Below are 14,329 nucleotides of genomic sequence, written 5' to 3'. Positions count from 1 at the left end.
CACATTACCATTTCCAACCGTATTTTTTTATACATTTGCAACGGTCTCTTCCGCAGAAAGCCTCCGGGTGGCGAGGGAGAGACGTTTATATTGAGAAGACGTTTACAAGCGTTTGTCATTTGTGTTCAGAACTTCGCAAACTTTGACCTATCGGAATGACTAACAGCAACAAAGACGTCCTCCTGATGTGTATTTATATACATCCGTGCCTCACTTTGGAAAACAAAGGGAGGCTACGGGTGTTGTACATATCGGCGTGGGCTTTCTGCGTTGTTCGTTCCCGATAGTTGGCATTGCGAAGGCCTTGAACACGGAACGGACGAAGGTGAGAGATTCCCACGCCTTTTCTATATATTCCTGTCAACAATAGATTGAATTGTCCGCCCAACGGGAGTCTGGGGGACACACATAAGCAGAATAGGCACATGATTCATGCGGGACAACTTATTGAACGCACGCTTCACGAACAGGGACGCACCGTCACCTGGTTCGCTACCCAACTATGCTGCACACGCCCCAATGTTTACAAGATATTCCGAAAAGAGAATATCGACATCCACCTGCTCTGGCGCATCTCCTGCATCCTCGGCCATGATTTTTTCCGCGATCTTTCCGACAGCATCAATACCGGAAACTTCCCCAGTGTATCCAAATAGGATACAATTCCGTATCGTTCTTGGAACTATGCTTTCACCCGGTAGTATACTCCTTTCGCATACCTTTGCAGGCATATTAACATATAATCACAAAAGGACATGAAAACGAAAAAACTATTTCTGATTATTGCTCTGGTTGTCGGTTGTGCCGTCGGAGCCCATGCGCAAAAGACGGTCTTCAAGTTTCGTGATGCACAGGCACGTGCAGGCGATGCAGTTACTGAAGTTTGTGTCAAACCCACAGTTGTCGAGGTGAAAATACTGGAAGATAAGGGACGAATCAAGGATGAATGGACACTAAGCAAAGAGGAAGTGGAGATCGCCATGAAAGGAGAACTTGACAACATCCGTGCATGGGGGACGTATCTGTCCACCATCAAATACAACTGCGATGTCATCATGGGAGCCACTTTCAAAGTGGAAGATAATGAAAAAACAGGGGGATACACGGTTACAGTAGTAGGTTATCCCGGCATCTTCGTCAACTGGCATCCTGCCACCCAGGACGATTATGAATGGATACGTCTGCAGAAGTTATCACCCACGGATGGAAAAAGCCAGATAGCACCTGTCGTTAAGAATAAGAATTAATCACTAAAACATAAATAACAATGAAAAAAGTACTATCAATGATTGCCGCACTCTTATTGTGCGTAGGAACTCAAGCGCAAATCGTATCATCCAGAAGTGCAATCGTCAAAACAGAGAAGCAAGCCAGCAGCACACAATGGTTCTTGCGTGCAGGTTTGAATATCATGAACTTCTCCGGTGACGGAGCCGAAGGAGCTGACTCAAACATCGGATATAACGCAACATTTGGCTACCAGAAGCCTTTAGGCAGCACAGGAGGATACTGGGGAATGGAATTTGGACTCGGCTCCCGTGGTTTCAAAGTGGAAGACACGAAGTGCATGGCTCATAATATACAATACTCTCCGTTCACATTCGGATGGAAATTTGCAGTGGCGGACAATGTTCATATCGACCCGCATGTAGGAGTCTTTGCCAGCTACGATTACACGAGCAAAATGAAAGCAGACGGAGAGAGCATCAGTTGGGGAGATTACGCAGATTACATGGAAGTTGACTACAATCATTTCGATGCCGGTATGAATATCGGTGTAGGAGTCTGGTACGACCGTTTCAACCTGGATCTCACCTATCAGCGCGGATTCATAGATACATTCAGCGATGCCGACGGATTCAAGACCAGTAACTTTATGATTCGTCTAGGTATTGCTTTCTAAGGACAACCAAACCTCAATAAACCATATTATTTATTCAGCGTCCACGATCTTTTCTCTTCGCAAAAAGGGCCGTGGATGCTGTTTTCTTAAAAATAACGGAATATGATGACCAAACGACAATTTCTGGCAATCATGTATCTGCTGACGGGAGTTATCCCGCTGATAGCACAGACTTTCACCGAACAGAAAAAGAGCTATCCCGTCAGTACAGACGGCAATAAATATGTGGTCAGCGGATTTACCCCTTTCAGTGGTATGCAAGATGTAAACATCTACGCTAATGCACTGTTATGGACCGTCAAAAATGTCTGTCCGCAGCTACGGGAAGGGATAACGGAGGTAAACGCGCCGGCTAAAAACTTCAGTTGCGATCTGATACTTGCCTCGCAAGCAGACTCAAATCAAAAGAATACTTACTATTGCAAAGCCCTGTTTCAAGTAAAAGACGGCAAGCTGGTCTACTATCTTTCCAATATACGGATAGAATCATCAGCAGTGATAATGAAAAAAATCACTCCCATGGAGAAGCTGCAACCGGACAAGAAAGCATCTCACAAAGAAATCATGGATGACTTCGTACAGGTGGAATCGCAAGTATTGAATAAAATGTTCGACTTCATCGTAACGAACCAACTTTCACCAATCACTCACTGGAATGAAATCAGTATCAACAAGCCGGTGAAAGGCATGACGGAAGATGAATGTCTGCTGGCCTTCGGCAAACCGCAGACTATTCAAGAATCAAATGGAGAAGTGCAATGGATGTATTCCAGCTCGTTCTACCTATTCTTCAAGAATGGACATGTGGAAACGATTATCAAATAATCCCATAAAAACAAATCATCTCAAAATCAAACAATTAAAACAATTTATTATGAAAACAATCTGGAAAGCAACCGTTTGCATAGTTGCAGTATTACTGTCGTTCAGCATTTATTCCTGTGACGATGACGCTGTCGGTTCACGCGATTTATTGTTAGGAACATGGAATGGAGTGTATTATCTTTCACAAGAATAGGAAGATGGTGAAAAGGTAAGTGACTCTAAAGAAGATTTTGTAAATGGAACCAACCGTTATTCCATAGAGTTCAAGGAAGATGGTACGTATGTAGAAAAAGATGTCTACAACTCCTCCGGAAGTACTAATTATTATCACGGTACATGGAGCTACTCCGGTAATAAGCTGACTCTCATCGACACTGAAGAGGATAATTACACAGAAGTGTGGACAGTGACCACAATGACAGAGAATGAATTAGTCTATGAACTTCGAGAAAAAGAGAAAGAAGACGGAACGACATACGAATATTACGAACAACACGCTTTTACAAGATAGCTCAAGGACATTATCTTTCTTTTCCAGAAAGACACATTCTTAATTCTCTTTCTTTTTCAGAAAGATAAAAATAAGCAAAGGTTCCTTTGATAAAAAGAAACCTTTGCTTCATCTATTAGAAAAGACGCATGATATTCAATAATGAATCGCGTATTCAGTGAGCAAAAGAAATTAAAGAGGGCGTTTCGTCACACCCCGACAATCCTTCTTTTTTGACTGTATAAGCAATTCAGCACATTAATTAATATGCCACCGCCAACGGAGTACGCAATTTCTGCGCATATTCAGCCATATATTTATTCCACGCATCCGGAGTCTTGATAGCCGCCTTATCCCAGGCAGATCCCCAGTAATAAGTATATTCAGAACCAGGCTCATATTCGCTGATAGCCAGCACATGACCGTCGGCTCCACCACGATCTTTCTTTTCCTTTTCGGAAAGAAGAACCACTTTCGCCTCTTTTACCTGTGCTGGGAATGCAGCACCGACAAATATCTTACCGTTTGCACCGCTACGGTCAGTTGTAGGATCTACGTAAGTGATATAGCCATTTGCAGCATCTGCCACAACCGCACCGTCCGGTTCACGCAATACAAGTCCTGTAGTTACCGGCATTGCTTCTTTCAAATTGGTATATGAAACAACTGTTTTATTTAGATAAGAACCTGCATCCAAGGAGATGACGCGTGTTTCCACCACGTTAGAATCTCCACGGACCACCAGCGGATTAAACTCCAGCTTCACCGTGAAACGCAGCGGACCATTATCAAGGATTTCCTGTGTGCGATAGCAGTAAGGATAGATAATAGTGTCACCTGCCATCAAAGCGGCAACGCCGGCGCCCAACGTAGGACCTACGGCATAGCAATCCATACCGTATCCATGATCGATATGGTAAGAGATGGCATTCTGCAATTCGGAAGCGGCTTTCGGATCTGTCTTTTTCAGTTCGGCTATCTTGGCACGCTTTTCAGGATTAAGCTCTTCAGCATACAGAGATTCCAAAATCGGCTCCGTAGTATTATACTTCGTAAAAAGATCATAGCCAAAACCACGTTCTCCACGAGCCTGCAAAGCAGGACCATAAGCACGGAATCCGCCAAGATCATTCTCCCAGGCTACGTCGTCCAGACGTTCGGGGTAGTATTTACCGCAAGCAATGACATCAAAAGGTGCCGGTGTGCCCGGTTGAATGGTATAAGTAACCGCGCTGTTTGCCCCTACCGTAACGGGGAAGACCACCTTCTCATCATACGTCACCTGATAAGGCACTTGCTGACCGTCGACGTCAAGCACCACAATCTGTGCCGTATCCGCCAGTTTCAATTTAGCGACCACATCGCTCATCGGCACTTCAACCATCTCCCCTGCCCGTTCAAGAGCCAAAGAATTGGTCACTGTGACTGTCATTGACTGCTTGCTGTCGGCACAAGAAGCAAAACCAATCAAGGCTACAGCAAACAGAATTAATATCTTTCTCATAATTAGTCTACATTGAATGAATAACATATACTTTGCAAATCAGAGGCTATTATATTCGGCATGTTGGAGCTATATGTTCAACACGTTGGGCATATATGTCCAATAAATCGGCCATATAGCTCCTGCAAAGGGAATAATAAAAAATAAGGTGACAGATGAAAAGAGGATGCTCTTTGCCATTCTATCACCTTACCGGAATTTCTTCTATCAGCTATTATTTCGGTTGTTTTCCGATATAAGCAAGAATACCACCATCTACGTAGAGAATGTGACCGTTAACAGCGTTAGAAGCTTCAGAAGCAAGGAACACGGCAGGACCTGTCAGTTCTTCCGGATCCAACCAACGACCGGCAGGAGTCTTAGCGCAGATGAATGAATCGAATGGGTGACGGCTTCCGTCTGCCTGCGGCTCACGAAGAGGAGCAGTTTGCGGAGTAGCGATGTAACCCGGGCCGATACCATTACACTGGATGTTGTATTCACCATATTCAGAACAGATATTGCGAGTCAGCATCTTCAAACCACCCTTAGCGGCAGCGTAAGCAGATACAGTTTCACGACCCAATTCAGACATCATAGAACAGATGTTGATGATCTTACCTGCACGTTTTTCCATCATAGCCGGCAAAACAGCCTTAGCAACGATGAATGGAGCATTCAAGTCGATGTCAATTACACGACGGAAATCAGCAGCATCCATCTCGTGCATAGGAACACGACGGATAATACCTGCGTTATTTACAAGGATATCAATTGTACCTACTTCTTTTGCAATCGTAGCAACCATCGCCTGAACAGCCGGCTCGTCTGTCACGTCGCATACGTAACCGTGAGCTTTGATACCTTTTGCAGCATAAGCAGCCATACCTTTGTCTACCAACTCTTGATTGATGTCGTTAAAACAAACTTTAGCGCCTTGTTCTGCAAATGCAGAAGCAATAGCAAATCCGATACCATAAGAAGCACCTGTAACGAGAGCTACTTTACCTTCCAAAGAAAAATTCAAAAACTGATTCATAATTCTTTTTGTTATTAAATTAGGAAAACTATTGTAGTTGTTATTTCAAATCTGTAATCAACGAGAAGTCCTGATCGCCGTAGTCGAGGTTCTCGCCACCCATTCCCCAGATAAAGGTATAGTTGTGGGTAGCAGCAGCCGAGTGGATTGACCATTCGGGTGAAAGAACGGCCTGATCGCCTTTCATCCATACGTGACGCGTCTCGCCTACCTCACCCATGAAGTGGCAGATAGCATGATCTTCGGGAATTTCGAAATAGAAATAGGCCTCCATACGACGGCTGTGTACGTGTGCCGGCATCGTGTTCCACACACTTCCCGGAGCGAGTTCCGTCATACCCATCTGCAACTGGCAGGTAGGCAACACCTGATTCACCAGCATCTTATTGATGTTGCGGTGATTGGAACCTTCCAAAGAACCCATTTCAGCTACTACGGCATCGGCTTTCGTCACCTTACGGTCGGGATAGTTGCGATGTGCAGTCAGTGAGTTGAAGTAGAATTTAGCAGGATGAGCAGCGTCTTTGCTTTCGAAAGTCACTACGCGGTCGCCCGAACCCAGATAAAGAGCTTCTTTATAGTCCAGTTCGAACTCTGCGTCGCCTGCTTTCACAATACCGGGACCGCCAACATTGTAGATACCCATTTCGCGACGGGTGAGGAAGAACGGAGCTTTCAGCGGATCAATCGCTTCGAGCGTCAGCACCTCTCCTACCGGAAGCGCACCACCTACCACCATACGGTCGTACATGGAATATACCATATTTACTTCATTGGGGACAAATATCTTTTCGATTAAGAAATCTCTGCGAATTCTTGTTGTATCATAACTTTTTGCATCTTCCGGATGCGCAGCATAGCGAATTTCATAGTTCGTTTTCATACTTTATTTATTTATAGTTATTGAATAAGTTCTCTATTCTACGTGCACTTCGTTTACGTACACGATGCAAAAATAGCAAAAGAAAACGGGTTTACCTTGCAATTTTGTTCCAATTATCCACCAAAAATGTCCAGAATCCGTGCAATGTATACTTTTTTAACGAACTATAATACGTTTTGGGAGAGATTTCTACTTAATGCAATGAAAAAAAGAAAGAAGCCTCTATCTCTCGAGCCGCAAGAACAAATAATATAAAATATAGAACAAGAAAAAGTATCTAGTTTGCCAATTCAGCTAATAATTAGCAGTCTACACCGTTAAAATTGCATAAATAGGAGGCAATGTATTATAACACTAATTATAATATATTAGTTTTGTAAATGTTTAAATAGCAAGCAAAATCAACAAATACGTCAAGATATACAACTTATGACAATTATTAAAAGACGGACAGAAGATACTTTAATAAAGATAGGAGTGATATGCATTTACATGCTTCTATCCATTAACCTAACTTATGCCCAAATAAAAAATATAACAGGAATCATCATTGATGAGGAAAGCCGGGAACCATTGACAGGTGCTTCCGTCACAGTGAAAGGCAGTCGGCAAGGCTGTATTTCAGATCTGGATGGAAAGTTTAGTCTTCAACCAACCCTCCCCGGACAGCAAATGCTGGTTATTTCTTACATAGGATACCAAACCATCGAAGTGCCTGCCCGGCATAATATGATGGAAATCCGGTTGCGTCCGAACGTAAACGAACTGGATGAAGTAGTAGTGCAGGTGGCGTATGGCACTGCCCTCAAAAGATCAATTACCGGGGCTGTTTCCGTAGTGGACAGTAAGCAAATCGAAATGCGTCCGATCGGTTCTGTTATCTCCGTGCTCAACGGAGCGGTACCGGGGCTACAGATAATTGACGGAGTGGGGCAGCCTGGAATCGAAGCGGAAGTCCGGATCCGGGGATACAGTTCGGTGAACGGAAGCAATAAGCCGCTTTACGTGGTAGACGGTATGCCCTATACGGGATGGATCACCGATCTTAATCCGGCAGACATAGAAAGCGTCAGCGTACTGAAAGATGCTGCTTCATGCGCATTGTACGGTAGCCGGGCTTCGAATGGTGTGATTTTAATTACCACCAAAAAGGCGAAGAAACAGGGAGTTTCTCTTCAACTGGACATTCGCCACGGCTTCAGCGCGCGTGGACAGGGTGATTACGAACGTATGAATGCCAATCAATTCATGGAAACGATGTGGCAGGGGTATCGCAACCAGCTTATCAGCAACGGCAGTAGTCCCGAAGAAGCGACCATCGCCACCAACAATGACATTATCAGCAAAGTAGGAATCAACATCTATAACAAAGCCGATAATGCCCTTTTCGATGCAAACGGTCATCTGGCATCCGACGCCCGGATACTGGACGGATATAAGGACGATCTCGACTGGTATTCTCCCTACACACGTAACGGTCACCGCCAGGAATACAACCTAAGCGGAGAATCCGGCAATGAAAAGAACCGGATCCGTTTCTCGCTAGGCTATCTTAATGAAGACGGATATACCAGGAAAAGTGATTTCAATCGTCTTAGCGGCTCACTCAACGCTGACTTCACCCCACGCCCATGGCTAAAAACGGGCTTGTCGCTCGGAGGCACTCACCAGAAAACGAACTGGGATATAGGAGCCGCCGGAAGTGCGCAATCCAATAACCTGTCGAATGCATTTTACTTTGCACGGAGAATAGCACCTATCTATCCGGTGCACCTCCACTATACAGAGGATGTATTTGCCAGCGACGGCTCATTGCTTCATTCCAAAGGAGATTATATCCTGAACGAAGAAGGCGGAAAACAATATGATGACGGTTCGGAAAGCCGTTCGGAATCGGATGCCGCCAGCAATGGACGCCATCTACTGTGGGAAAGCGAAAAGAACAAGTTGTGGAACGCTGCCAATACCTTGCAAGGAAATGCCTATGTGGACGTTTCTTTCCTACGCGATTTTACATTCTCATTGAAAGGCAATATCAGCCTGCGCAATATCGAGGACAGCCAATACGGAAATGCGGAAATAGGCGCTTACAAGGACACTGGTTTTATCAGCAAGATCGATCAGGAATACAAGGAATATACCCTGCAACAGCTACTGGCATGGAAACACCAGTTCGGCAGGCATTTCGTAGAATGGATGGTGGGGCACGAGAACTATGATTACAAGCTTAATTTCGACGCCATACAGAAAAAGAATGAGAGCTTTCCCGGAATAGACGAACTTTCAAATTTCACCACCACAACTTACAGTGAGGGATATAAAGACACCTATCGTACAGAGGGTCACTTCACACGGGCCCGGTATGACTACAACGAAACTTATTTTGCCGAAGCTTCTTTCCGGCGCGACGGTTCCTCCATCTTCCATACAGACCATCGCTGGGGTAACTTTTGGAGCGTAGGTATCGGCTGGATGCTTTCCAACGAAGCGTTCCTGAAAAACGTGTCGTGGCTGAACCGCCTCAAGTTACGGGTTTCTTACGGGCAAGTGGGAAACGATAACTTCGGAAGCAGCAACGGCCTGTACCAGTGGATGTCTCTCTACGGCTCTGCCGTCAACGGTGGAGAAGCCGCTTACTACAAAGTGCAGAACGAAAACCCGGAACTGAAATGGGAAACGAATTCTTCGCTGAATATCGGTCTGGAAACTCGTCTTTTCAACCGTGTGAACCTAAGTTTCGAATACTATAACAAGCATTCGGACGACTTGCTGTTCAAGTTTATCCAACCACTATCTGCCGGTGCCACTGACTCATCGACAGGCCTTTCCACCGTCTGGCGAAACATTGGAGATGTTTCCAATAAAGGATGGGAATTCTCTGCCGACGGGGATATCATCCGCAACCGGGAATGGGAATGGAATGTAGGTTTGAACCTTTCCAAAGTGAAAAACAAGATCGGAAAACTGCCGGATAAAGATCGGGAAGAGGGAATTACGAACGGAGATTTCCAGAAGTTCAAAGAGGGACACAGCATTTATGAATTCTGGCTGTACCAGTATGCTGGCGTAGACCAGATGACAGGTCGCAGTGTATATCTGCCGGACTTCAACGCTTATTACATTGCCGGAGAGGATGGAAAAACACCCGTAAACGGAGAAGAGAGCACCGAAGGTAAAAATCCGATTCCGACAGACAGTTGGGTAGACATCAACGGACAATATTATACAGGCGACCCGAGATATGCACGCAAAGACTGGTCGGGCAGTTCATTACCGAAGATAAACGGCTCGGTCACCACCTCTCTCCGCTGGAAAGACCTGACTCTGTCCGCCCTGATGATTTTCAGTTGCGGTTCCAAAGTCTTCGACCAGCCTTATCAGACTCTGACATCGGTAGGCGTACATTCATTGACTCCCGATTTACTGAATGCATGGACAGCAATCCCTGAAGGCATGACGCCCACATCGCCCAACCGTCTCGATCCATCGGGTATTCCGCAAGTGAATCTGGATGCAACGATCAATGGATATAACAGCCAGAAAGCATCTACACGCTATATTGTAAGCGGTGACTATCTAAGCATCAAGAACATCACCCTCTCCTATCGCCTGCCCGCCACATGGAGCAAACGATTGACACTCGGCGGCATCCGCTTACATGCTGCCATAGAGAATGTCGCCCTGTTCAGCAAACGCAAAGGGCTGAACCCGGTACAAACCTTTGACGGAATCGTCAACAATTATACGAGTATCGCCCGTGTTTTCTCGTTCGGAGTCAACATTAACTTATAGCCTTATGAAGAAAAAAGCCATACACATGAAATTCCTGAATCACTCCATAGGATTCTGCCTGCTCCTGACGCTGTTGTGTTACTCCTGCGCCAGCGACTATCTGGATACCGCCCCTACCAATCAGGTATCTCCTGCCGATTTATTCAAGGATGAAGCGTACGCTGCCTATGCTGTCAACGGATTGGAGAAGTTGATGAAAACCACTTATCCCACTAATAAACTCGATGGCGTGTCATTCAACGGTGAAGGATCTGTCAAACTGATGTATGCCGAGTATCAGGGGGCTGACATGTATTGTCCCCGCAACAATTTCTATACGATATTCAACGGGGCTTCTCATGCCATACCTACCAGTAGTTACACGGAGTATATGTGGCATTATTACTACAAAGTAATCAGTAATGCCAACGCTATTATAAATTATGTCGACCCTGAAGGTAGTCATAAATTCAAATATATTTATGCGCAGGCACTAACCTACCGTGCCTATTGTTACCTGCAACTGCTGCAGTTCTACTCGCCACGCTGGTGTGATTCGCAAAACGGCAGTGCTGAAGGGGTGGTTCTCCGGCTCAATACATCTTCTACCGGCGACTGTCCTCTTTCTTCTATGCTGGCCTGTTACGAACAGATTTACAACGACCTTAACCAGGCCATCACCTATTATCAGGCATCCGGAATTGCCCGCAAAGAAGACGAGAATCACAAAATCAATGTGAATGCCGCTTACGCCACCTATGCCCGTGCCGCACTCACCCGTGAGGATTGGAGTACTGCCGCCCATTACGCTGCACTGGCACGTGCCGGTTATCCGCTTATGAATGCCGATGAATATTTCGACGGATTCAGTACCGTCAACCGCGAATGGATATGGAGTATCTATGACAGTGAAGAAGAATCGCTGGGAAACTCATCCCTTGCCGCACGCCTTGCATACAACTCCTCCTCTACTCTTGTATGCACTTATCCGGCCTGTATCAACCGTGAACTGTACGATGCATTACCGGAAAGTGATATCCGCAGGGGACTTTTTCTCGATCCGCTCGAATATACTTATAACACGGGTGGTATAACAAACAATGGTCTGGGCGGAAGTGCACTCACCAGTTACGCCCAAGGGGTGTATCCCGACTTGAATACTTCGGCAAAAATATACGCTTATATGTCGTTCAAATTTAAGTGTATCGACAAAGTAGGTGCCATGCCTTTCAACCTTTTCCGCAGTTCGGAGATGTATCTCATCGAAGCAGAAGCCAACTGCCACCTGACGCCTCCAAAAGAAGCGGAAGCAAGGCAATTACTGAAAGAACTGATCCGCGACAGCGGACGCGACCCTCAATATACTTGCGACAAGAGCGGTCAGGCACTGCTCGACGAAATAAAGTTCTACCGCCGCATCGAACTATGGGGCGAAGGATTCAGCTGGTTTGACTTCAAACGGCGCAAAGACACCATCGTACGCCACACCTTCGAAGATGGAGGAAACTACATGACCAACGCAGCCGTAACTATCAACCCGGAAGACGCCAACAACTAGATGTGGGTGATTCCCGCCAAAGAATACGAATATAACAATGCCATAAATAAACAATAAGAACACTGTAAATCCATAGTTATCAAGATGAAAATAGTCAGGTACATCAGTATATGTTTGTTGTTCACCTTTATCGGATCTCTCCTTCCAACCAAGGCGCAGGACAATCCGTACAAGATAGACCACTCTCTTTATCTACTTTATGAGGAGGCAACTAAACACCGTAACAACGCAACCGGACTGGAAATAGCTGATACTATCTATACCAAAGCCATCCGGATCAACGATAAAAAGGCACAATGCCTCGCTCTTACCATTCCGGTAATCTACTATTTCAATAATGGGAAAACGGAATTACTGGAGAAAGCAATCAGCAGGCTTCAGGAGATATCCCGAAAGAACAACTACCTGCAATATTACTACTTTGGCAGCATCTACAAAGTTAATTACCTGATGAACACAGGTAATACCCTGCGTGCGCTCCAGGAGGCTGAATTGACTAAAGAACAGGCATTTGCCGACGACTATCCCTACGGTATCTCCACTTGCCTGCGAATGATGGGAAACATTTACTTTGCGCGCAGGGAAAACCGGACGGCACTGGATTACTACCAACAATCACTGGTATACACACAGGAGAAGCTCCCTGAGCAGGATATATCTTATATATACTGGAACATATCCATGCTCCAACAAAACCTGAAACAATATGAAGCAGCCTACGAAAATGCCGAGAAAGGAATCAAGTGTGCCAAGACTTCAACCAACAAATATGCCTGTATGCTGCGCAAATGCACACTTTTATACGCGCTCGACAGGGAGGAGGAATTCAAAAGCTATTATCAGGAATGTTTAAAAGCGACCGAAAAACATGGTGAAACCAGAAGGAATGAACTGAATAAGTTGAAGATATACAATTATATACTCAACCAACAATATGATAAAGCGCATGCTCTCGCCGACTCCACCTCTATCTTACATGAGAGAATAGCTTTTCAGGCAAATATTTACGCAAAAGAGCAGAAGTACAAAGACGCTTACCAAGCGCTTCAGAAGCTCCAGAGTTTACAGGATTCTCTGAACCAACTCATACAGACTGCCGACCTGTCGGAACTGAATGTGCGTATCGGCAACGAACAACTGAAAAGAAAAGCGCAAGCCTTGCAGCTGGAAAACACACAATTAAACCTGCAAAAGACAACGCTCGAACTGCAGCAAACGAAATCGCAAGTGGAAATCGAGAAGATGAACGCCGAAAATAACGAGCTACTACTAAAAAACCGTAACCTGGAGCTCGCACAATTCAAAGCGGAAACCGAACGTACACAGAGTCTTATGGTAGCTAAACAGGCAGAATCCGAACGCCAGCTGATGATATTGAAATTCATCCTGATATTCTTCTGTTTCTTTGCCATAGCCCTCACGCTCTACCTTTATCTACGCAGAAAATCAATCAGACAACTGCAAGAGAAGAACGAAGAACTGACGATTGCCCGCGACCGTGCCGAACAGGCAGACAAGATGAAGACTCATTTCATGCAGAACATGAGCCACGAAATCCGTACCCCGCTCAATGCCATCGTAGGATTCTCACAATTATTATCCAACCCGGATCTGCCATTGGAAGATGAGGAAAAGCTAGAATTCAGCTCGCTCGTCCAACACAACTCCGAACTGCTCACCACGCTTGTCAACGATATTCTTGACCTTTCCGCACTGGAAAGCGGCAAATACACCATGAACCTGACTTCCTGCCATTGCAACGAAATGTGCAGGCTCATACTCTCTACCGTAATGGATCGAAAAGCGGAAGGAGTGAAGCTTTATTATACCTCCGAAGTGGCAGACGATTTCCAGATCACCACAGATGAACAACGCCTGCAACAAGTGCTTATCAACTTCCTTACCAACGCAGAGAAGCACACAGAAAAAGGGGAAATCCATCTGCATTGTTCACTGACCGAGTATCCCGACAGAATCACGTTCTCTGTCAGCGACACCGGGCCGGGCATCCCTGCCGATAAGATGGATAGTGTATTCGAACGCTTCAAGAAGTTGGATGAGTTCAAACAGGGATCAGGACTGGGACTGAATATATGCCGCACCATAGCCGAACGATTACATGGAGAAGTCAAAGTAGACAAGAGCTACACCAATGGTGCACGTTTTCTGCTTATACTTCCATTAAAATAAGATTAGCTATTGACTTTCCTCTTTTTATTTTGTATCTTTGAGGAACAGAAAAAGAAAAAAGCAATATGAGTTATATAAAAATCAAGACATAATAACACATTATCAAAACATATATTTCCATATATGGAAGAACCGAATGAGGTTGTGTCAAAACGTTGGCACAACCTCTTTTATATTTTACAGTTCT

At 45.1% G+C, this 14,329-nt stretch carries 10 protein-coding genes and 1 pseudogene; 8 read left to right on the top strand and 3 right to left on the bottom strand.

The genetic code is table 11. The annotated features are described in order from the left end of the window. Positions 1–425: 425 nt before the first annotated feature. From DWZ47_RS04005 to DWZ47_RS31290, 5 genes and pseudogenes are all read left to right on the top strand, one after another. Complete coding sequence (locus DWZ47_RS04005; protein ID WP_004296881.1) at positions 426–656, top strand: hypothetical protein; 231 nt, start codon at positions 426–428, stop codon at positions 654–656. 99 nt (positions 657–755) lie between these two features. Beyond that, a complete protein-coding gene (locus DWZ47_RS30595) occupies positions 756–1,247 on the top strand; it encodes a hypothetical protein (protein WP_004307812.1) in 492 nt (163 codons plus the stop codon). 20 nt (positions 1,248–1,267) lie between these two features. Further along, the gene (locus tag DWZ47_RS03990; RefSeq protein WP_004296878.1) at positions 1,268–1,903 is read left to right on the top strand and encodes an outer membrane beta-barrel protein; all 636 of its coding nucleotides are present in this window, start codon (positions 1,268–1,270) and stop codon (positions 1,901–1,903) included. Positions 1,904–2,008: 105 nt separating this feature from the next. Continuing rightward, positions 2,009–2,728 (top strand): hypothetical protein, encoded by a 720-nt coding sequence (locus tag DWZ47_RS03985; RefSeq protein ID WP_004307811.1) that lies wholly within the window; start codon positions 2,009–2,011, stop codon positions 2,726–2,728. Between the two features lie 49 nt (positions 2,729–2,777). Next, a pseudogene (locus tag DWZ47_RS31290) lies at positions 2,778–3,239 on the top strand (lipocalin family protein). Positions 3,240–3,480: 241 nt separating this feature from the next. Here DWZ47_RS31290 and DWZ47_RS03975 read toward each other — a convergent pair. From DWZ47_RS03975 to kduI, 3 genes are all read right to left on the bottom strand, one after another. After that, positions 3,481–4,722 (bottom strand): DUF4861 domain-containing protein, encoded by a 1,242-nt coding sequence (locus tag DWZ47_RS03975; RefSeq protein ID WP_008647016.1) that lies wholly within the window; start codon positions 4,720–4,722, stop codon positions 3,481–3,483. A gap of 214 nt (positions 4,723–4,936) precedes the next feature. Then, entirely contained in the window at positions 4,937–5,740 is an 804-nt protein-coding gene (locus DWZ47_RS03970) for a gluconate 5-dehydrogenase (RefSeq protein WP_004296873.1), read from the bottom strand. A gap of 40 nt (positions 5,741–5,780) precedes the next feature. Beyond that, positions 5,781–6,623, bottom strand: coding sequence for a 5-dehydro-4-deoxy-D-glucuronate isomerase (kduI, locus tag DWZ47_RS03965; RefSeq protein WP_004296872.1), 843 nt, complete (start codon positions 6,621–6,623; stop codon positions 5,781–5,783). A 429-nt stretch (positions 6,624–7,052) separates the two neighbouring features. Here kduI and DWZ47_RS03955 point away from each other — a divergent pair, with 429 nt between their 5' ends. The 3 genes from DWZ47_RS03955 (at position 7,053) to DWZ47_RS03945 (ending at position 14,142) form a co-directional block, all read left to right on the top strand. Then, positions 7,053–10,415 carry a SusC/RagA family TonB-linked outer membrane protein gene (locus tag DWZ47_RS03955; RefSeq protein ID WP_117512360.1) on the top strand — a complete coding sequence of 1,121 codons (3,363 nt, stop codon included), beginning with the start codon at positions 7,053–7,055 and terminating at the stop codon, positions 10,413–10,415. A 4-nt stretch (positions 10,416–10,419) separates the two neighbouring features. Then, the gene (locus tag DWZ47_RS03950) at positions 10,420–11,952 is read left to right on the top strand and encodes a RagB/SusD family nutrient uptake outer membrane protein (RefSeq protein WP_117512359.1); all 1,533 of its coding nucleotides are present in this window, start codon (positions 10,420–10,422) and stop codon (positions 11,950–11,952) included. 84 nt (positions 11,953–12,036) lie between these two features. Beyond that, positions 12,037–14,142 (top strand): sensor histidine kinase, encoded by a 2,106-nt coding sequence (locus DWZ47_RS03945; protein ID WP_004296868.1) that lies wholly within the window; start codon positions 12,037–12,039, stop codon positions 14,140–14,142. Positions 14,143–14,329: the final 187 nt, after the last annotated feature.

The sequence above is a fragment of the Bacteroides sp. AF32-8BH genome (genome assembly GCF_003435205.1).
Taxonomy (GTDB): Bacteria; Bacteroidota; Bacteroidia; order Bacteroidales; family Bacteroidaceae; genus Bacteroides; species Bacteroides ovatus.
Note: the sequence above shows the minus strand (reverse complement) of the source record. Positions and strands in the feature narration are given on the sequence as shown.

Excerpts from the sequence above, each read along its gene's own strand:
- DWZ47_RS03985 (WP_004307811.1), top strand. The coding sequence starts at position 2,009 with ATGACCAAACGACAATTTCTGGCAATCATGTATCTGCTGACGGGAGTT.
- DWZ47_RS03945 (WP_004296868.1), top strand. The coding sequence starts at position 12,037 with ATGAAAATAGTCAGGTACATCAGTATATGTTTGTTGTTCACCTTTATC.
- DWZ47_RS04005 (WP_004296881.1), top strand. The coding sequence starts at position 426 with ATGATTCATGCGGGACAACTTATTGAACGCACGCTTCACGAACAGGGA.
- DWZ47_RS03990 (WP_004296878.1), top strand. The coding sequence starts at position 1,268 with ATGAAAAAAGTACTATCAATGATTGCCGCACTCTTATTGTGCGTAGGA.
- DWZ47_RS03955 (WP_117512360.1), top strand. The coding sequence starts at position 7,053 with ATGACAATTATTAAAAGACGGACAGAAGATACTTTAATAAAGATAGGA.
- DWZ47_RS03970 (WP_004296873.1), bottom strand. The coding sequence starts at position 5,740 with ATGAATCAGTTTTTGAATTTTTCTTTGGAAGGTAAAGTAGCTCTCGTT.
- kduI (WP_004296872.1), bottom strand. The coding sequence starts at position 6,623 with ATGAAAACGAACTATGAAATTCGCTATGCTGCGCATCCGGAAGATGCA.
- DWZ47_RS03950 (WP_117512359.1), top strand. The coding sequence starts at position 10,420 with ATGAAGAAAAAAGCCATACACATGAAATTCCTGAATCACTCCATAGGA.
- DWZ47_RS03975 (WP_008647016.1), bottom strand. The coding sequence starts at position 4,722 with ATGAGAAAGATATTAATTCTGTTTGCTGTAGCCTTGATTGGTTTTGCT.
- DWZ47_RS30595 (WP_004307812.1), top strand. The coding sequence starts at position 756 with ATGAAAACGAAAAAACTATTTCTGATTATTGCTCTGGTTGTCGGTTGT.